Origin of the sequence: Thermoflexus sp. (genome assembly GCF_034432235.1) — a bacterium.
GTDB lineage: Bacteria > Chloroflexota > Anaerolineae > Thermoflexales > Thermoflexaceae > Thermoflexus.
Map to the genome: position 1 here is coordinate 1 of NZ_DAOUCJ010000038.1, position 17,814 is coordinate 17,814.

A 17,814-nucleotide genomic window follows, 5' to 3' on the forward strand; every position below is an offset into this window, starting at 1 on the left:
GGCGCCGTTCCCGATCTCCAGGATCGGCGATGCCGCAGGGGCGGCCTGGCGCACCCGCCGCAGGATCGCTTCCACGCGGGCCAGCAGCTCCTCAACAGCGAAAGGCTTAACAATATAATCATCCCCTCCCAGAACCAGCCCCCGCACCCGGTCCGGGATCTCCTCTAAAGCGGTCAGGAAAAGGATCGGCACCGTGGAGACCCGCCGGATGCGTCGACAGACCTCCCAGCCCTCGATGTCAGGGAGCAGCACATCCAGGATCACCACATCCGGATGGTGAAGGTCGAACAGCGAAAGCCCCTCGCTCCCGGTGCCCGCCGCGAGCACCTCATAGCCATCCTGGATCAGGGCCCGCGTCAGCAGCTCCCGTAACAACGGATCATCATCAATCAGCAGGATCAGCGCTTTCCCATTCATCATCGGTTCCCTTTACCTCTTCATCATCGGTTCCCTTTACCTCAACCCAGGGTTGGTCAACCACCCGACGATCCGGGTAAGCCACGCTTTTCAGTTGACGGTGAATCTATAGTTTCCGAAACCGTTCTGCGATTTTAGCTCAGATTTTACCTTCATGGGAAAGGCTTTCCACCATCGGGCGGGATGCCGGCGGCATCGACAGGGAACAGGCTTTCTTACCATTCATACCAGTCTGGAGGCCAGGCTGGACGAGGTTGGGGGCGGCGGGCGAAGAAGCGGACCAGCAGCCAGCCGGCCACGAACCCGCCGATGTGCGCCCACCAGCCGATGCCCCCCACCGATGGGCTTGCCGTGGTGATTGCGGCTATGCCATTGATGAACTGGAGCAGGAACCACATCACCAGCAGCACGGCCGCCGGGACTTCAAAGAAGCCCAGGCCGAAAAAGAAATAAGGGGCCAGCACCGTCACCCGCGCTCCGGGGAATAAAACCAGGTAAGCGCCCAGCACCCCCGCGATGGCCCCGCTGGCGCCGATCAGGGGGACCCGGGAGCCGAAGAGGACGAAGGTCTGGATCAGGCCGGCGATGACCCCGCAGAGCAGATAAAAAACCAGATAGCGCATGTGGCCCATGCGGTCTTCCACATTGTCCCCGAACACCCACAGGTAGAGCATGTTGCCCAGAATGTGGGCCCATCCCCCATGCAGGAACTGGCTGGTGATCAGCGTGATCAGCCAGAAGGGATCCGCATGCCCCAGCACGGCGCCCCAGACCCGGATGGGCACCGCCCCCCATGTAAACAGGAAGCGATCCAGCGCCCGCGAAGGCAGCGAGAGCTCGAACAGGAAAATCAGGACGTTCAGCAGGATCAGCGTCCAGTTGACGATGGGGATCGTTCGGCTTCGCGGACTGTCACTGATCGGGATCATTTGGAAATCCCTGGCGAAAAGGTCAAAACCCATTATACCTCTGTTGGGAGAAACCGTAGAGCGGAGGCGGAGCGTTATGTGCTGGCCGGGATCGGTGGGATTGGGGTTGGGCGCGAACGGAGCAGGCCGGGGGTCCCCTCCTGGTCTCCCGGACGGTTTTGAGCTGCCGGGGGCCAGGCTGATCCCGAAAGCCTTCGGGGAGAGATCCCCGGTAGCCCCTGCCTGGATCGTTTGGCTTGACGGAGAATGGAGGGCCGGGCATAATTGCTTATGGAGGGATGGCCGAGCGGCTGAAGGCGGCGGTCTTGAAAACCGCTAGGAGGCCTGAGAGCCTCCTCGGGGGTTCAAATCCCCCTCCCTCCGCCTGCGGGATGCTCCAGGGGCCCATGGTGGGCTGCTGGGGAAGTCAATGGGTCATCCGGGTGGCTGGGGGATCGGTCACCCGGATTGTCATGTTCGCTGTGGAGGGGTGCCGGAGTGGCCTAACGGGACCGCCTGCTAAGCGGTGGGGGGTGCGAAAAGCCTCCCTCGAGGGTTCGAATCCCTCCCCCTCCGCCTGCCCGCGGGGCAGCGCCTCAGGCGCTGCCCCGTTTTTCATCCTCGGGATTCCGGGCCGCTTTCCTCTATCGAATGATCCGTCGTGCCGCCTGCTCACACAGGCTGCGCCCTCCGGCCTCCAGCCACTCCTGAAGCCGGGCGCTCTGGGCCGCTCCCCGCCGGGCGTCCTCATAGATGCCCACCCCCCAGTAGACATAGCGCCGGGTCTCCGCGCCCCAGCGTTCCGGGCGCCCGATGACGGTGTGGCCTCCGTTATAGCCGGCCAGGGCTTGCGCGACATTGCCCCCCGCTTTGCGCCATGCCTCCGCCAGATACGAAAGCCCGGCGCGCGCATTCGTCTCCGGATCCCACGGATCCTCCCGGGCTCCGAAATGGAAGGGCATCACCTGGAAGAGCCCGATGGCCCCGCTGGGGGATCGAGCCAGCGGATCCCCACAGGATTCAATCTGCATCACCGTGGCGATCAGATTGGGGTCCAGATGGTAAGCCTGCGCCCAGGCCAGGATCTGCGCCGACCAGCGTTGCACTTCGGGCGTAAACAAAGGGGCCAAACCCCTCCCCTCCTCTCCGCCGTGGGGAGGGGCGGGGAAGGGGGAGAGGCCGATGGCCTCCTCTGGATTCAGGGCCATGGCCACCAGCCCGGCCAGCGGCGTCAACAGGAGAACCGCCAGCACGGCGATCCCTAACGGAAGACCGCGCGTGACCCAGCGTTGCGCTTCCAGAGTAAGCATCGCCTCCACCTCAGCGAGCATTCAAGCATTTAAGGGGCGGAGGGAGCGGGGTGGATGGGGCGAAGGAAGCAGCCGCCCGCTCTGCCACCTTCGAGCTCGATCGGCACCGGGGGCAGGGGCCCGGCGTCACTGCGCCCCTGGGCTCTACACCGGCCGATTAACGCGGGCCGACCCGCTGTCGTCGCAGGGCCTCCTGGTCCTCCGGCGCGATCAGACGAGGTCCGGTAGCGGCCCCTCGCGTCTCCTCCGCGGCTTCCGACGTCTGGGCGATCCGGGAGTCCGCCCACGCCTGGAGGCGATCGGCGAGCCGGCGCGCCGCGGGCACCAGCAGCCCCATCATCGTGCTCACCAGGAGAACCCGGCCCGTCCACACCAGGAAGGCCGTGGCGGTTGGGATGTAGGGCATTATGGCGTTCACCAGGGCTGTGCGGGGCGTGCTGGGCTGCGTGAGCGGCGAGGCCATCAGCGCCAGGGTGACGGCCCACCACTTGAGCAGGGCATTGGCCCCCGAGGCCAGAAGCCAGGCCACCAGCACATACCAGAAGCCGGGCTTCTCCCGCTCATGGGGGAGCGAGAGATAGAGCAGACCCGACAAATCCACCAGCCACAGGCCCAGGGCCAGCAGCACCCCCCAGGTCACCCCGTCAGCCGTCAGGTTGCCGAAGAGCGTGGTCAACGCGTATTGAGACGCCGAATAATTGAACCACTCCAGCGCCAGCCATCCCCCGGCCATCATCAGCCCCACCACCAGCGGTACCCCGATCTCCGCGCTCGAGGCCGGAGAGGAACCCGACATCCCCTTCTCGCGGATCGGTTGGGGGGCCAGACCCTCCGGTTGAGCCGTTCGGAATCCATGCCAGGCCATCCGAGCCTCCTTAGAACATTTGTTCTAATCCGCAATCTCATCATATCACTGGGCGGATGGGGCGTCAAGTCCGGGTCTTCGCGGGCGCTTGTTCTCCCATGGGCTCTGGGCGGAGGATTTTCTGGAGCTGGCATATCCGTCGCTGGGCTCAAACTCTAGGGGGGTCGGATGGCCCCTCCTGAACGAAATCCTTCCTGGGCTCTCTGCTTCGTCCCGGGCGGGATGATGAAGAGAAGACTGTCCGTCGCGCTTCATTGGTCTGGCTGCTGGGGGTCAGACCGGGCGTGAGAGGGAATCGGCATCCTGCACCGTCTGCGCGCGGGAGCGCGTTCACCCGAACGGGGGTTTATTCGGGCAGCGTGGCCAGCCAGAGGCTCAGCAGCCGCTGCTCCTCCGGGGAAGCCGGCGTGGTTCCTTCCATTCGCTCGATCGGCCAGAGCAGGGGATGGCCGCAGAGCGGGCAGATGGGGGAAATGCCGCTTTCCACGAAGCGAAGGGCGCGTCCTTCCAGCTCCACGATCCACTCTTCCGCCTGCACCCGATGCACCCACGCGCCTTCATGGGCCTGACATCCGGCCCGATCGCAGAACAGCTGGATCTTCTCCATTCGAAGGATCCCTCCGGTGGTCACTCTGGGTGAAAAGAACAATCCCTCAGGCCGGCCCTTACCGTTGATCTTCCTCCTGAGGGGCTTGGGACGGCCTGGCCCTGTCGAACCCCTCAGGAAGGTTATGCAACCCCTAATGTCTTTATTGTCCTTCCGGCCCACGCATCTGTCCACTTTGGATGGTCCCCCAGGAAGCGGAGGCGGGATCCGCGATGGTTCCATGCCCGCGCTGTTTCGCAAGATCCCCGCGATTTACGCTACAATCGTAGAGATTGGGATAGTGATTCTGCAGCGCCGGAGTCATCCGGGCTGGGGAAGGCCTATTCAGCGAGGTCGAGGGAAGAGGGATGGAGGTGGAGATCCGACCCCTGCGCACGCTGGAGGAGATCGAGGCGTGTGTGGAGCTCCAGCGCCGGATCTGGGGCTCGGATGATCTGGATGTGGTTCCCGCCCATGTGCTCATCACGGCGGCCCATAATGGAGGGGTGCTTCTGGGTGCCTTTGCCGGCGGCCAGCTGGTGGGGTTCGTGTTCGGTTTCCTGGGAACGGATGAGCGTCGAGGGCGGGAGGCCCCAGCCACGGTCAAGCTGAAGCATTGCTCCCATCAACTGGGTGTGCTTCCCGAATGGCAGGATAAGGGCATCGGTTACCAGCTCAAGCTCGCGCAGCGCGAGGCGGTCCGCAATCAGGGCCTGCGGCTGATCACCTGGACCTATGACCCGCTGGAGAGCCGCAACGCCTATTTCAACATCGCCAAGCTGGGGGCGGTGTGCAACACCTACATCCGGAACGCCTATGGAGAGCTCCACGACGCCCTGAACCGGGGGCTGCCCACGGACCGTTTCCAGGTGGACTGGTATATCGCCAGCCGGCGGGTGGCGACTCGCCTGAGCCAGGGCCATTTCGCCCTCTCCCGTTCCTCCTTTGAGCAGGCCGGCGCGGTGCTGGTGAACCCCTGCCGCTTCGATGAACGCGGCCTCCCGATCCCCCCCGAAACGTTCCAGACCCCGGATGTCGGCTTCTGGCTGGTGGAAATCCCTTATCGCTTCCAGGAGATCAAGCGGCAGGATCCGGGCCTGGCCCGGGCCTGGCGGTTCCACACGCGGGAGCTCTTCGAAACCGCCTTTGCCCTCGGTTACCTGGTGGTGGATTTCGTTCGAGAACAGGAGCCGGGGAAGCCTCCCCGCAGCTTCTACGCCCTGGTCCGGGCGCACCTGACCGGAAGGGAGCCATGGAGCGTCTTCGCCCGGGATCTCGTGGACCTTCGGGATGCGGAGTGATCGCGGATGCGGCTCTGTCGGTTTCAGGATCCTGCCGTCTTCGATGAGCTGGCGGAGGCATGGATCGATCTGTTGCGCCGGTCCTCGGTGGATGCCCCTTTTCTGCGTCCGGGCTGGCTGCGGATCTGGTGGGAGCATTTCGGGGAAGGAGAGCTCCACCTCCTGACATTCGAGGAAGATGGACGGCTGATCGGCCTCGCGCCCCTGCGCCGGATCGCCCGGGATGGCTACCGGGTGCTGGAGACCTTCGGCGAGGAGGTCACGGATTATCTGGATCTCCCGGCGCAGTCCGGCCGGGAGGGGGAGATCGCCCATGGGCTTCTGGCCTGGCTGCTTAGCCCGGGGGCGCCGGAGTGGGACCTCCTGATCCTGTGGAACATCCGGGAGGATTCCCCTTTCTATCCTGTATGGCCGAACCTGGCCTCTGCTTACAGCCTGACCGTTCAGGTGGAGCCGTTAACGGTATGCCCGGTGCTGCAATTGCCCGCGACGTGGGAGGCGTATCTTCAGATGCTGGATGGGAAGGACCGTCACGAGCTCCGGCGCAAGATGCGCCGGGTGGAGTCGCTGGAAAACATCCGCTGGTATATCCTGCGAGAGGAAGGACCCGATATCGAGGAAGCCATCGAGGCGTTCCTGGATCTGATGGCCGCCAGCAGCCCCGAGAAGGCGGACTTCCTGAGCGAACGCATGCGCGCCTTCTTTCGTCGTGTGATCCGTTACGGCCTCCGGGAAGGATGGACGCGCCTCTCGTTTATCGAAATCGAGGGCGAGAAGGCCGCGACCTACCTGGATTTCGATTACGGGGATCGGATCTGGCTGTATAACGCAGGTTTCCATCCCCGCTTCGCCGGCCTGAGCCCCGGGGTGGTCCTGCTCGCTTACCTGATCCGTCATGCGATCGAGCAGGGGAAGCGCGTCTTCGATTTCCTGCGGGGAGATGAACCATATAAGTTCCGCTTCGGGGCTCGGGAGGTGCCCTTATATCGCATCGTGATCTCCCGGGTGGGGGAAGGGAGCGCCTCCGCCCCCTTGTGAGCAGGGCAACGGCTTGCCGTTGCCCTACGGGGAACGGGAAATATCTCTTTATGGAAACCCAATCTGCACGGACCCACTCCACGTCCTCAGGAGGTGCCCCATGGCGGTCGAGCTGAAGGTTGTGCAGATCGAGAAGCCGGACGAGCTCAATGTGATCCTGGGCCAGAGCCACTTCATTAAGACCGTGGAGGACATTCACGAGGCGCTTGTGAACACTGTCCCCGGCATTAAGTTCGGCCTGGCCTTCTGCGAGTCCTCGGGCCCCGCCCTGGTCCGGGCCAGCGGGACAGATCCGGAGCTGGTGGAGCTGGCGAAGAAGAACGCGCTGGCGGTCGGCGCCGGGCACTTCTTCATTGTGGTCCTGGGCAGGGGCTACTACCCGATCAACGTCCTGAACGCCATCAAGATGGTCCCCGAGGTCTGTCACATCTACGCAGCCTCCGCCAATCCCATGCAGGTGATCATCGCCGAGACCGAGCAGGGGCGGGGGATCCTCGGGGTGGTGGATGGGGTGGCCACTCGAGGGGTTGAGACGGAGGCCGATGTCGCGCATCGCAAGGAGTTCCTGCGCCGCATCGGCTACAAGATGTGAGGAGGGAGCCGTCTGCGAAGGGGGTTCAAACCTGCGGATGATCGTTTCGCTCGATTTCCGGTTGGGGGAAGGACTCCATCCCGCACGGGCGCCATTGATATTGAATGGAGAAATCGTTCGAGCGGGGATCGGGAAGCGTTCGCGGGCGGGACAACCCGTCCCGCCTGCCGGATCCAGGGGAGATGCGGATGGGGCCTGTGGTGCTGGTTTTTCTGGATGGTGTGGGGGTGGGGGAGCCGGAGCCATCGAATCCCCTCTTCCTCCCCGGTCTTCCCCGGCTATCCGCCCGATTCGGCCGTCCGCTGGTGCGGGGATGCGCGGGGGAAAATGGAGATCTGCTCTGCCGCGAGCTGGATGCGACCCTGGGCGTCCCGGGTCTGCCTCAGAGCGCGACCGGCCAGACCGCGCTGTTCACGGGCCTGAACGCTCCCGCCCTCATCGGCGGCCACCGAACGGGCTATCCCTCCCCGGAGCTGGTGCGCATGCTGGAAGAGCACAGCCTGTTCCGCCGGGCCCGGGCCGCGGGCTTCCGCCCCACCTTCGCCAATGCGTATTCGGAGCTCTACTGGCAACTGGTCGCCCAGGGGCGGCTGCGCCCTTCCGTGACGACCTGGATGAACCAGCTGGCGAACCTGCCCTTTCGGACTTTCCAGGATTTGCAGGAAGGACGGGCGCTGCTCTGGGATATCACGAACGCCTTTGCGCCCGCGTGGGCCCGGCGGCACGGCCGGCCTTTCCCGGATCTGCCGCCTGTGGCGCCCGAGGAGGCGGCGATGCGGCTGCTCGGGTTGCTGGAAGAAGCGGACCTGGTGCTCTTCGAGAGCTTCCTCACCGATCTGGTGGGCCATCGACATTTGCCCCCGGAGCCGGTCCTGGAGACGCTGGATCGCTTCCTGGATGCCCTGCTCCGGCATCGGCCGCCGGAGACGACCGTGATGGTGACCAGCGACCATGGGAACATGGAGGATCTGCGAACCCGGCTGCACACCATGAATCCGGTCCCCCTTCTGGTCGCCGGGCCAGGGATCCAGGCCTTTCAAAACGCGACCTCGCTGCTGGATCTCACCCCCGGGGTTTTGAGGGTTCTGAGCGCGTAGATCCGTCCTTCTCCACGGCTTTCCGGGCCGTGGAAGAAGGAAAAACACGCAAAGGTTGAGGGAAGGGCGAAAGCGCTCTCCCCGGCGCCTGCGGGCTCCGGGTTCTTATGCGCGCCCCAGGCGTCGCGGCTTCTCTTTGGCCCAGGCGAGCAGCCGCTCCAGCGGCCAGGTGTTGGCGATGTCCTCCGGCGTGGCCCAGGCCCGCCGGGCCACGGCCACACCGAAGTGGATCAGATCGAATTCCCCAGGGCTGTGGGCATCGGTGCTGATTACAAGTTTGCATCCCAGCTCCAACGCCCGACGGGCCAGCCCATCCGGGAGATCCAGCCGGGCCGGGTTCGCATTGATCTCCAGCAACGTCCCGGTCTCTGCGGCGGCCCGCAGGATGGCCTCCCAGTCGGCATCCGCTCCCTCCCGTTCCCCCAGCAACCGTCCGGTCGGGTGGGCGATGATGTGAACATACGGATGGCGGATGGCGGCCAGGAAGCGGGCTGTCACCCGTTCCCGATCCTGTCGCAGGCCGGTGTGCACGGAGGCGACCACCAGATCCAGGGCGGCCAGGACCTCATCGGGGTAATCGAGGCTGCCGTCGGCCCGGATCTCCACCTCCGCCCCGTGGAGCACGCGGAACCCATCGCCCAGCTCGGCGTTCACGGCCTCGATCTCCCGGCGCTGTTCCCACAGCCGTTCTGGCGTCAGGCCTTTCGCCACTCCCAGGCTCTGGGAATGGTCGGTCAGCAACATGTAACGATAACCCCTGGCCTTCGCCGCCCGGGCCATCTCCCGGATGGAAGCCTGGCCGTCGCTCCAGGTGCTGTGGACCTGCAGGTCGCCCTGGAGATCATGGATCTCGATCAGCCGCGGGAGGCGGCCCTCCAGGGCGGCTTCGATTTCCCCCCGTCCTTCCCGCAGCTCCGGCGGGATATAGGCCAGGCCCAGGCGGGTGTAAACCTCTTCCTCCGTCGCGCACAGGATCTCTTTCTCGGTCTCCACCTGGGTGAGGGCGTATTCGCTGAGGCTGTAGCCGCGCTTGAGGGCGTGTTCCCGCAGCTGGATGTTGTGCTGCTGGCTGCCCGTGAAGTATTGCAGTGCCGTCCCCCAGCGTGCGGCCTCGATCACCCGCAGGTCGGCCTGCAAGCCGGTCCGCAGGCGGACGCTGGATTTCGTGGAGCCCTTCAGAAGCACCGTCTCCACGATGGGGAGCGTGGTGAAGCGCTCCATCACCGCATCGGGGTTATCGGCCGCCACGAGGAAATCCAGGTCGCCGATGGTGTCTTTCATCCGGCGGAAGGATCCGGCGGCGGCCAGCTGCTGCACGCCGGGGACCTCCCGGAGGGCGCTCAGGATCTCATGGGCCAGAGGCCATGCCACGCCCAGCGGCACCCGTCCGGCGATCTTGCGGCGCTTGACCGCCTCAATGCCGGCCAGGATCTTACTCTCGAGCTTAGCGCCGAAGCCGGGCAGGCTTCGGAGCTTCCCCGCGCGGGCGGCCTCCTCCAGCTCCTCGACCGTGGTGATCCCCAGCTTCTCCCATACGGCCTTGATGCGTTTGGGGCCCATGTCGGGGATCTGGCGCATCTCCAGGAGGCTCTGGGGGATTTCGGATTTCAGGCGCTCGTAAAGCTCGAGGCGGCCGGTGCGGAGCAGCTGATCGATCTTCTCCTCAATGGCCTCGCCCACGCCCGGGATGGTGCGCAGGGCGCCTTCCTGCCAGAGATCGTAGATGTCCCGTCCCAGGGCGGCGATGTTCTCCGCCGCCCGCCGATACGCCATGACCTTGTAGGGGATCTCCCCCTGGATCTCCAGCATATCGGCGATGTTTTCGAAGATCTGCGCGATCTCCTGGTTGGTCCATCGCCGTTCCATCGTCGCCTCCTTGGATCGCTCTCCTGAGGGCGAAAGGGTCCCTTTCCTCGGCTGGAGGGTAGATGAGGCGGAAAATCCAGCCTCATTTCATCATAGCGCAAATGGGAAGAGGGGAACGGGCTGGGCGGGGCCTCCGGGAAGCGGCCGGCTGCGCTGCTCTGGAAGGGATTCCGTTCTCCTTCCCCGGATGGGCCTCATCGCGGAGGGGGGAGGGGGCGTTCGGTTTCCGGATTGGAGGCGGCGAGGACGATGCCTTCTGAAGGCATGGTGGGGATCCTCCGTAGGCCCAGGGCAGCGAATCCCCCTACCAGCACCATGAGCAATCCCGCTCCCAGCAGCACCGGCCGGGGGCCCCATAGCTGCCCGAAGAGCCCGGCGCTCCCCTGGGCGAGGGCCAGCGCGCCGTTCACCACGAGGTTCACCAGGCTGTCCACTCGCCCCCGCAGGGGATTCGGCGTGATCTCCTGGATCAGGGTGGCCATGCCGGCCCGGGCCACCACCACACAGAGCCCCATCGCGAAAGCAGCCAGGAGCACGAGGGCGAAGGTCTGGGCCTGACTGAAGGCCACCGTGGCGAAGCCGGCAGCGGCCAGGAAAAAGCCCACCACCCAAGGGGTCGGGATCCGACGGCCGAGCAACGGCACCACTCCCAGCCCGATAGCTAAGCCGACGCCCATCATGGCCATCGTCAGGCCGAACCCGCCGCCGCGCACCTGGAGGACCTCCGTAAGGAACGCCAGGCCAAGGACCTGCACCACGCCGATCCCGATGGTGGCGAAGGGCGTGATGGCCGCCACCCCCCGAAGGGAGCGCCGGGTCCACACGAAGCGAAGGCCTTCCAGCAGATCCCGACTGGGGGAACTCCGCCGGGCTGGCTGGGGCCGATTCACCGAGGAGGGAAGGCGGATCCAGGCCAGGGTGAGGGCGGAAACCAGGAAGGTGAGGCTGTCAACGATGAAGGCCGCGTAGGGCCCGAAGCGATCCACAAAGAACCCGGCAGAGATCCCGCCCGCCACCAGGGCCAGGACGTAGCTGGCTTGGAGCATCGTGTTGGCCTGCAGCAGGTGGACCGGGGAAACCAGGGCGGGAAGCACCGCGTTGCGGGCGGGATAGAAAAAGAGCCCTGTAACGGCCAGGGCCGAGGCCAGCGGATACAGCCGCCACAAATCGGCGTTGGTCTGCACCGTCAGCGCGCCCAGGACGATGAGCGCCCGCGCCACGTCGGAGCCGATCAGCACATAACGACGCGGCCACCGATCGGCGAAGACCCCCCCCCATAGCCCGAAGAGGATCTGGGGAAGGGTGATGGCCATGGCCAGCCCCCCGAAGGCGGCCCGGGAGTTCGTCAGGCGGTCCAGCAGGCTTAAGCCGGCGATAAAGAGGAACTGATCGCCGATCTGCGACAGAAACTGGCCCACCCAGAGCAGGGTGAAGGACCTTCCGAAGGGCCAGAGGGCTCGCCCGCGCAGCCGGGATTTCCGCATCGGGTTCACAGCGGCAGCTCATAGATCCGGTAGATCTTGTAGATCCGCCCGCCCATCGCCTGGATATCCCGATTCATCATCAGGTTGTTCTCCAGCACCCACGACATCTCCGCACGCCGATAGCCCTTCGGCAGGGCCGCTTTCGCCGTCTCATAATAGAACAAGGCGCTCACCCCTTGAGAGCGCCAGCTCTCGACCACCCCCATCGCGAAGACCCGGATGGTATCCACCACCCGGCGCACCTTCCAGTAATAGAGAAGCTTGAGCAACGTCCACCACTCCGGGACGCCGGGGCGCGGGTAGGCCTTTCGCAGGGCCTGGTTCATATCCGGGAGGGTCAGGGAGAACCCGATGGGCTCCTCATCGACCTCCGCGATGAACACCAGATCGGGGTCCACGAACTGGATCAGCTGAGCCGCCATATGTTCGATCTCTGCGTCGGTGAGCGGCACAAAGCCCCAGTTCCGTTCCCACGCCGAATTATAGACCTTTTTGATGCGATCGAGCTCCTCCCGAAAGCGCCGGATATCCGCCCGACGCACCCGGAATTTCGCGCGGCTCTTCAGTTTCTCTACCACCCGGACCAGTTTCTCCGGCCAGTTGAAGACCTCCACTGTCAGCTCATAGGCGTAGAGGTCCATCGCTTTCTGGAAACCGAAGCTCTCGATGAAATCCCGATAGTAAGGGGGGTTGTAAGTCATCAGGATGCGAGGCGGGTCGTTGAACCCTTCGATCAGGAGGCCGCATTCCTCATTGGTGCTGAAAGTGGCCGGCCCGCGCAGCGCCGTCATGCCCCGGGATCGAACCCAATCCCGGGCCGTGGCGAGCAGGGCGTGGGCGGCTTCCCGATCGGGCAGCACCTCGAAAGCGCCGAAGAAGCCCACCCGCTCGTTGTGGAAGGCGTTGTGCTGATGGTTGATGAGGGCGGCGATGGTGCCCACCGGCTCCCCATCTCGTCGGGCCATGAAAAGGGCGACTTCCGCGTGCTGATAGAACGGGTTGCGTTGCGGGTCGAAGAAGATCATCCGCTCGCTGATCAGCGGGGGAACCCAGTAGGGATCGCCCCGATACACGCGCCATGGGAAGGTCACAAAAGCTCGGCGCTCGGCCGGGGTTCGGCATTCCTGGATGGTCAGCATGCGCCTGTTTCCCCTGTTCGAGTATGAAGCGACCCACAGGATCTGTGCCGCTGTTCTCCCTCAGGAATATGCGCTCAGACTGGACGGGGCATCTCCGCACCGGTTCAGGCCCTTCCTTTCACGCCAGAAACGCCAGGGCCTGGGGGAGGATGCGGAACGTCGCCGGGGCCTCCCCGACCAGCTCTCCTTCTGCCTGCAGGAACATCCGCTCTTTCGCCTCCACGTGGATCTCCTTCGCGCGCCGCCAGGTGATCTTGGGATGCGTCAGATGCGTCCCCCGATAGACACGAGGGAGATTGCTCACGATTTCTCCCTTCCCCAGATCCCCCAGAAGGATGACATCGAACCATCCGTCATCCACTTCGGCATGCGGGGCGATGAACATCCCGCCCCCGAAGTATTGTCCGTTGCAGACCAGCACGGAGTTCATCCGTCCGGAACGCTCTTCCCCATCGAACCGCACCATGACGGTCTTGTTCTGGTACAGGATCAGGGTGAGGAAGAGATACACCAGATAGGTGCCGGTGGCCCCGAAGGCCTTGATGCCCCGGTTGGTGCGATCGGCCACTTCCCCATCGAACCCCAGCCCCGCGGCGTTGATGAAATAACGGGTGACGGTCTCCTCAGCCCGCCGACAGGTGATCTGGCCGACATCCACCCGGCGAACCCGTCCCTCCCGTAGCCGCAGGGCCGCGGCGACCGGATCCCGGGGCAGCCGGAAGGTGCGCACGAAATCAGAACCGGTGCCCAGGGGGAGCATCCCCAGTCGGATGGTCTGCATGCGCCCCGGATCTTCTAGGGGGAGCCCGTTCAGGATCTCATGGAGGGTTCCATCGCCGCCCACGCCAACGATGGTGGTGAAGCCGGCCTCCAGGCCCTGTCGGGCGAGGAGGGTGGCGTGACCCGGCTTCTGGGTGAAGACGACCTTCATGCGGATCCCTTCCACGCGCAGGCGGGCCTCCAGCCCGCCCCATCGCCGGCCGGTTCGTCCATTGCCGGCCACCGGATTCACGATCACCCACCAGGGTTGTTCCGCCATAGGTGCAGCGCCCTCCCGAGGGAACGATGGATTCCGCATCGTGCCGGCGGGCGAGCTTTGACGGCTCAGGGAGGCCATGGTATGCTCAGAACGGCAAATCCTCAAGCCATGGAGCGTCCCCGATGGCCAGATCCCGCACCGAGTTGATCGTGCAGCGGCTAAAGGATCTCCAGGCCAGCACGCCGGACATCGAGGCCTCGGCCCTGGTCTCCGTCGATGGGCTGATCATTGCCTCCGCGCTGCCTCGGGATGTGGAGGAGGATCGGGTCTCGGCCATGTCGGCGGCCATGCTCTCCCTGGGGGAACGGATCGCCAGCGAACTGGGGCGGGGCACGCTGGATCAGGTCTATGTACACGGATCAAACGGCTATGTGATCCTGATGGCGGTGGGTCAGGAGGCTGTGCTGACGGTGCTGGCCCGGGAGAACGCCAAACTGGGCCTGGTCTTCCTCGATATGCGCCGGGCGGCGCAGGATCTGGCGAAGTTGATGGGGTAGGGCGAGAAGGGTGCGGGGCGCTCAGGCGCCCCGCACCCCATTTTATGGGGCCATGGGTTCCTATCCAGGCCCAAAGGCCCTAAGGCGATTTCTACCCACACCCCGCGGGGGGATGGGGATCATGCATCCCTCATCAGTCCCCCACCTGAGCGACAGCGAGGAGCCCTGGGAGGCGTCCATGACCAAGTATATTTTCTGCACAGGCGGCGTGGTCAGCAGCGTTGGGAAAGGGGTGGCCGCAGCGGCCCTCGGGCGGGTGTTGAAAACCCGGGGGCTCCGGGTGACCATGCAGAAGCTGGATCCTTACATCAATGTGGATCCCGGGACGATGAATCCCTTCCAGCACGGGGAAGTCTTCGTCACTGAGGACGGCGCGGAGACGGACCTGGACCTTGGGCATTATGAGCGCTTCATCGATGAGAACCTGACCCGGGCGAGCAACGTCACCACCGGGCAGATCTACGCGGAGGTGATCGCCAAGGAACGTCGGGGCGATTACCTGGGGGGGACAGTCCAGGTCATCCCCCACATCACCAACGAGATCAAGCGGCGCATCGGCCTGGTGGCCAAAGCCCACCAGAACCCCGATGTGGTGATCGTGGAGGTGGGCGGCACGGTGGGCGACATCGAGGGGCTCCCTTTCCTGGAAGCCATCCGGCAGATGCGGCGCGACGTCGGGCGGGACAATGTCCTTTACATCCACGTGACCTGGCTTCCTTACATCGGCGCCACCGGGGAGCTCAAGACCAAGCCGACCCAGCATAGCGTGAATACCCTCCGCAGCGTGGGCATCCAGCCCGATGTGATCATCGCCCGGGCCGATCACCCCATCCCCGACAGCCTGCGGGAGAAGATCGCCCTGTTCTGTGATGTGGACCTGCGGGCGGTGATCCCATTGCCCACGGCGAAGATCCTTTACGAGGTTCCCCTGATGCTGGAGGAGGCTGGGCTGGGGACCTTCGTGGTGGAACGGCTGGGCCTCCCGGGCCGCGATCCGGACTGGACGGAGTGGTCCCGGATGGTGAGCGAGATGCGGCGTCCGAAAGAGAAGCTTCCCATCGCCCTGGTGGGCAAATACGTGGATCTCCACGACGCTTATATCAGTGTCCGCGAGGCCCTGATCCATGCCGGCGTGGCCCATGGGGTGGATGTGCAGATCGAGTGGATCCCGGCGGAGGATCTGGAGCACGGTCGTTGCTGGGATCGCCTGCGGCGGGCCCATGGGATTGTGGTGCCCGGCGGCTTCGGCTATCGAGGAGTGGAGGGGAAGATCCTGGCCGCCCGCTACGCCCGGGAACACCGCGTTCCTTACCTGGGCCTGTGTCTGGGGATGCAGGTGATGGTGATTGAGCTCGCCCGTCATGCCCTCGGCTCCGATGAGCCCAACAGCACCGAGTTCAATCCCCATACCCGCTATCCGGTGATCGATCTGCTGCCGGAGCAACGGGATATCACGGATCTGGGGGGGACGATGCGGCTGGGCGCCTATCCCTGCGTCCTGGTGCCGGGGACCCGGGCCGCTCAGGCGTATGGAGTGGATCTGGTTTATGAGCGGCATCGTCATCGCTTCGAGTTCAACAACGCCTACCGCGATCTCCTTCAGCGGGCCGGGCTGGTGCTGAGCGGCCTCTCGCCGGATGGCCGGCTGGTGGAGATCGTGGAGCTGGCGGATCACCCCTTCATGCTGGGAACCCAGTTCCATCCAGAGTTCAAGAGCCGACCCAACCGACCGCATCCCTTGTTCCGGGCCTTCATCGCCGCCGCCGCGTCCCGTCTGGATTGAGGCAATCATCGCTCTGAAATAGAAACCCCTGCCTCCCGGGCCGCCCGCCGCACGGCCTCGGAGGGGTCGTTCCAGGCGCTCCGCAGGGCTTCCCGGGCCCGGGGGTCGTCGAACGCCCTCAGTGCCTCCACCGCCGCCAGGCGCACGGGGAGAGGGCTCTCCCATCGCAGCAGCACCGCCAGGGCCGGGATCGCCCGAGGATCCCCCAGGCGTCCCAGGCTGCGCACGGCTGCCTCCTGAACACCGAAGTCCCTGGCGTGGAGAGCCGTTTCGATTAAAGCGGGCACCGCCCGGGGATCCCTTAACTGCCCCAGGATGGTCGCCGCGGTGGCCGCCCGGGTTCGCTCGGGATGCCGGAGCGCGCGAAGCAGCTTCTCGAAGAAATCCCGCTCCTCTGTCAGGGAAGCGCCGCAGGTGGGGCAGATGGTCTCCTCTCCTGCGGGCAGCTCGGCCCAGCATTCGGGGCAGAATCGGGTGAGCTTCCCCATCCGATGCCTCCTCCGGAATGTTCAGGCCTCATTGCCCTCATCTGGATCCAGCGCTGCCGCCTGATCCCTCTGAAGCTGGCGCAGCATCTCCCGGAGCCGGGCGTTCTCCTGCTGCAGGCGGCGGACCACCTCCTGGAGCCCCGTGCTCATCGCCTCAATGGCTCCATGACTGAGCTCCCACCGCCGCAATGCTTGCTCTGCCTGGAAGAGACGGAACTTCATCACCGCGTAACGCCCTTCCAGTTCCACCAGGCGCCGGATCAGGCGCTCCACCTCCTCCGCGGAATGGGTCCCGGTGGCCACGCCGGAGAGGACGGCTTGCCCCTCCGCATAAGCTGCCCCCAGCCCCAGAAAATAGAGCAGGCCCTCGGCTTCGCTCAGGCTGCGGGATTCCCAGAAGGCTCGCCAGCGGCGCGCGGTCTCTTCATCCACCTCAATCGTCCAGCGAACCATTGTTCTCTACCTCCCCTGCAAAGAAGGCTACCGCGCGAATCCAGGCCTTGCGTTCTTCAGGGCTCATCGGCTCATGGCGATAGTTCCAGTCATGCTTGCGGATATATTCCTGCAGATCCTTTAGAAGAAGTCGAAGGCGCCGCGCGGCATCGCCGGCCAGCCAAGCGAAGGCATGAGGCGCTCGATCGTGAGCGCGTGCCAGTGCCATCCGCAGATGGGGCAGGCATAACCCATCCGAAGCCGTATAGCGTTCCTGGATCTCTGCATCCGTGAGGCCTTCGACCAGCCACTCCGCATAGGCCCGCGCGGTCTCCTCTCCCAGCCGGCATACCCGGCAGCGCGCCCGCCCATGCAGGCCAGCGATCCCGCGGGGGCCAGGACGACCGGGGGCGTGGAGGACACGCGCCAGCCATTGCTCGAAAGGAGAAAGCGGGCGGGCGGGTTCCTGGGCCATCGCCTCCAGAACGGGGATCACCCGTTGCAGGAGATCCTCATAGAGGATCGCGTTCCCGAGCCCATCCCCGTAGCGCCGGGCCTCCAGGCGTTGCAATTGCCAGGCGTGCCGGCCGCAGAATCCCAGCCCTGCCGCCCATTGCTCGCGGGTCGCGGGGTCGTTCACGTTCTCCCAGAGCAGGTTCTCCAGGTAGCGGGCCTCGGCCTCCCGCTGCAGGCGACATAGCGGGCATCCGGGTTGCCGCATCGCATGCTTCAAATTCGCCAGCCCCCAGCTCATCCCCTCACCTCCCAAACAAAAAAGCCTCTATCCCATCCGTGGGATAGAGGCTATCAGCCACGCCCGAGGCATGGCGGTTCGCGGGAAAAGCCCCCGCCCGGCGAGCCTCATCGCCGGATCGATTTTGTTTAATTTTACACTGAAGTTCTCGCCTTATCCAGCGGCGGAGGGGGTTCGGCGTCACGGTGCGTTCGCAGCGGGATCTGAACACCTCCCGA

The 17,814-nt window shown here is 65.0% G+C and carries 18 protein-coding genes, 2 tRNA genes and 1 riboswitch; of the genes, 8 read left to right on the top strand and 12 right to left on the bottom strand.

All coding sequences use genetic code 11. The features are described from left to right. Window positions 1–417 (bottom strand): response regulator transcription factor (locus tag VAE54_RS04760; RefSeq protein ID WP_322800793.1); only part of this gene is annotated, 417 nt, incomplete at its 3' end. Between the two features lie 215 nt (window positions 418–632). Next, window positions 633–1,346 carry a rhomboid family intramembrane serine protease gene (locus tag VAE54_RS04765; protein ID WP_322800794.1) on the bottom strand — a complete coding sequence of 238 codons (714 nt, stop codon included), beginning with the start codon at window positions 1,344–1,346 and terminating at the stop codon, window positions 633–635. Between the two features lie 272 nt (window positions 1,347–1,618). Between VAE54_RS04765 and VAE54_RS04770 the strand changes: the two genes are divergently transcribed. Beyond that, window positions 1,619–1,709: transfer RNA gene (locus VAE54_RS04770), tRNA-Ser, on the top strand. A gap of 100 nt (window positions 1,710–1,809) precedes the next feature. Beyond that, window positions 1,810–1,901 (top strand) — tRNA-Ser (locus tag VAE54_RS04775). A gap of 68 nt (window positions 1,902–1,969) precedes the next feature. Here VAE54_RS04775 and VAE54_RS04780 read toward each other — a convergent pair. The 3 genes from VAE54_RS04780 to VAE54_RS04790 form a co-directional block, all read right to left on the bottom strand. Beyond that, the gene (locus VAE54_RS04780; protein ID WP_322800795.1) at window positions 1,970–2,635 is read right to left on the bottom strand and encodes a lytic transglycosylase domain-containing protein; all 666 of its coding nucleotides are present in this window, start codon (window positions 2,633–2,635) and stop codon (window positions 1,970–1,972) included. A 157-nt stretch (window positions 2,636–2,792) separates the two neighbouring features. Next, window positions 2,793–3,500: a hypothetical protein gene (locus VAE54_RS04785; RefSeq protein WP_322800796.1), complete on the bottom strand. Its 708-nt coding sequence runs from the start codon at window positions 3,498–3,500 to the stop codon at window positions 2,793–2,795. Window positions 3,501–3,846: 346 nt separating this feature from the next. Continuing rightward, window positions 3,847–4,107: a hypothetical protein gene (locus VAE54_RS04790; protein WP_322800797.1), complete on the bottom strand. Its 261-nt coding sequence runs from the start codon at window positions 4,105–4,107 to the stop codon at window positions 3,847–3,849. Window positions 4,108–4,454: 347 nt separating this feature from the next. Between VAE54_RS04790 and VAE54_RS04795 the strand changes: the two genes are divergently transcribed. The 4 genes from VAE54_RS04795 (at window position 4,455) to VAE54_RS04810 (ending at window position 8,114) form a co-directional block, all read left to right on the top strand. Continuing rightward, entirely contained in the window at window positions 4,455–5,387 is a 933-nt protein-coding gene (locus VAE54_RS04795) for a GNAT family N-acetyltransferase (RefSeq protein ID WP_322800798.1), read from the top strand. A gap of 6 nt (window positions 5,388–5,393) precedes the next feature. Continuing rightward, window positions 5,394–6,425, top strand: a complete 1,032-nt coding sequence (locus VAE54_RS04800; protein ID WP_322800799.1) for a GNAT family N-acetyltransferase — start codon at window positions 5,394–5,396, stop codon at window positions 6,423–6,425. A gap of 100 nt (window positions 6,426–6,525) precedes the next feature. Beyond that, complete coding sequence (locus tag VAE54_RS04805; RefSeq protein ID WP_322800800.1) at window positions 6,526–7,017, top strand: adenosine-specific kinase; 492 nt, start codon at window positions 6,526–6,528, stop codon at window positions 7,015–7,017. Window positions 7,018–7,205: 188 nt separating this feature from the next. After that, complete coding sequence (locus VAE54_RS04810) at window positions 7,206–8,114, top strand: alkaline phosphatase family protein (protein WP_322800801.1); 909 nt, start codon at window positions 7,206–7,208, stop codon at window positions 8,112–8,114. A gap of 105 nt (window positions 8,115–8,219) precedes the next feature. Here VAE54_RS04810 and polX read toward each other — a convergent pair whose 3' ends face one another. The 4 genes from polX to VAE54_RS04830 form a co-directional block, all read right to left on the bottom strand. Continuing rightward, the gene (gene polX, locus VAE54_RS04815) at window positions 8,220–9,980 is read right to left on the bottom strand and encodes a DNA polymerase/3'-5' exonuclease PolX (RefSeq protein ID WP_322800802.1); all 1,761 of its coding nucleotides are present in this window, start codon (window positions 9,978–9,980) and stop codon (window positions 8,220–8,222) included. Window positions 9,981–10,174: 194 nt separating this feature from the next. Further along, a complete protein-coding gene (locus VAE54_RS04820; protein WP_322800820.1) occupies window positions 10,175–11,464 on the bottom strand; it encodes an MFS transporter in 1,290 nt (429 codons plus the stop codon). 5 nt (window positions 11,465–11,469) lie between these two features. Then, window positions 11,470–12,603 carry a GNAT family N-acetyltransferase gene (locus tag VAE54_RS04825; RefSeq protein WP_322800803.1) on the bottom strand — a complete coding sequence of 378 codons (1,134 nt, stop codon included), beginning with the start codon at window positions 12,601–12,603 and terminating at the stop codon, window positions 11,470–11,472. A 118-nt stretch (window positions 12,604–12,721) separates the two neighbouring features. Beyond that, window positions 12,722–13,642 (bottom strand): diacylglycerol kinase family protein, encoded by a 921-nt coding sequence (locus tag VAE54_RS04830; protein WP_322800804.1) that lies wholly within the window; start codon window positions 13,640–13,642, stop codon window positions 12,722–12,724. A gap of 122 nt (window positions 13,643–13,764) precedes the next feature. Between VAE54_RS04830 and VAE54_RS04835 the strand changes: the two genes are divergently transcribed. Then, on the top strand, window positions 13,765–14,139 hold the full coding sequence (locus tag VAE54_RS04835; RefSeq protein ID WP_088570686.1) for a roadblock/LC7 domain-containing protein: 375 nt from the start codon (window positions 13,765–13,767) through the stop codon (window positions 14,137–14,139). Between the two features lie 178 nt (window positions 14,140–14,317). After that, a complete protein-coding gene (locus VAE54_RS04840) occupies window positions 14,318–15,922 on the top strand; it encodes a CTP synthase (RefSeq protein WP_322800805.1) in 1,605 nt (534 codons plus the stop codon). Window positions 15,923–15,927: 5 nt separating this feature from the next. On the opposite strand, the gene VAE54_RS04845 is transcribed toward VAE54_RS04840, so the two are convergent. Genes VAE54_RS04845 through VAE54_RS04855 form a run of 3 tightly spaced genes read right to left on the bottom strand, consistent with a single transcriptional unit; the run spans window position 15,928 to window position 17,596 of the window. After that, window positions 15,928–16,410, bottom strand: a complete 483-nt coding sequence (locus VAE54_RS04845) for a HEAT repeat domain-containing protein (RefSeq protein ID WP_322800806.1) — start codon at window positions 16,408–16,410, stop codon at window positions 15,928–15,930. Between the two features lie 21 nt (window positions 16,411–16,431). After that, entirely contained in the window at window positions 16,432–16,863 is a 432-nt protein-coding gene (locus VAE54_RS04850) for a hypothetical protein (protein WP_322800807.1), read from the bottom strand. Then, complete coding sequence (locus VAE54_RS04855; RefSeq protein ID WP_322800808.1) at window positions 16,844–17,596, bottom strand: DUF6062 family protein; 753 nt, start codon at window positions 17,594–17,596, stop codon at window positions 16,844–16,846. Before VAE54_RS04855 ends, VAE54_RS04850 begins: the two co-directional genes overlap by 20 nt. A gap of 37 nt (window positions 17,597–17,633) precedes the next feature. After that, a riboswitch (Fluoride riboswitch) is annotated at window positions 17,634–17,720 on the bottom strand. Between the last annotated feature and the right edge of the window lie 94 nt (window positions 17,721–17,814).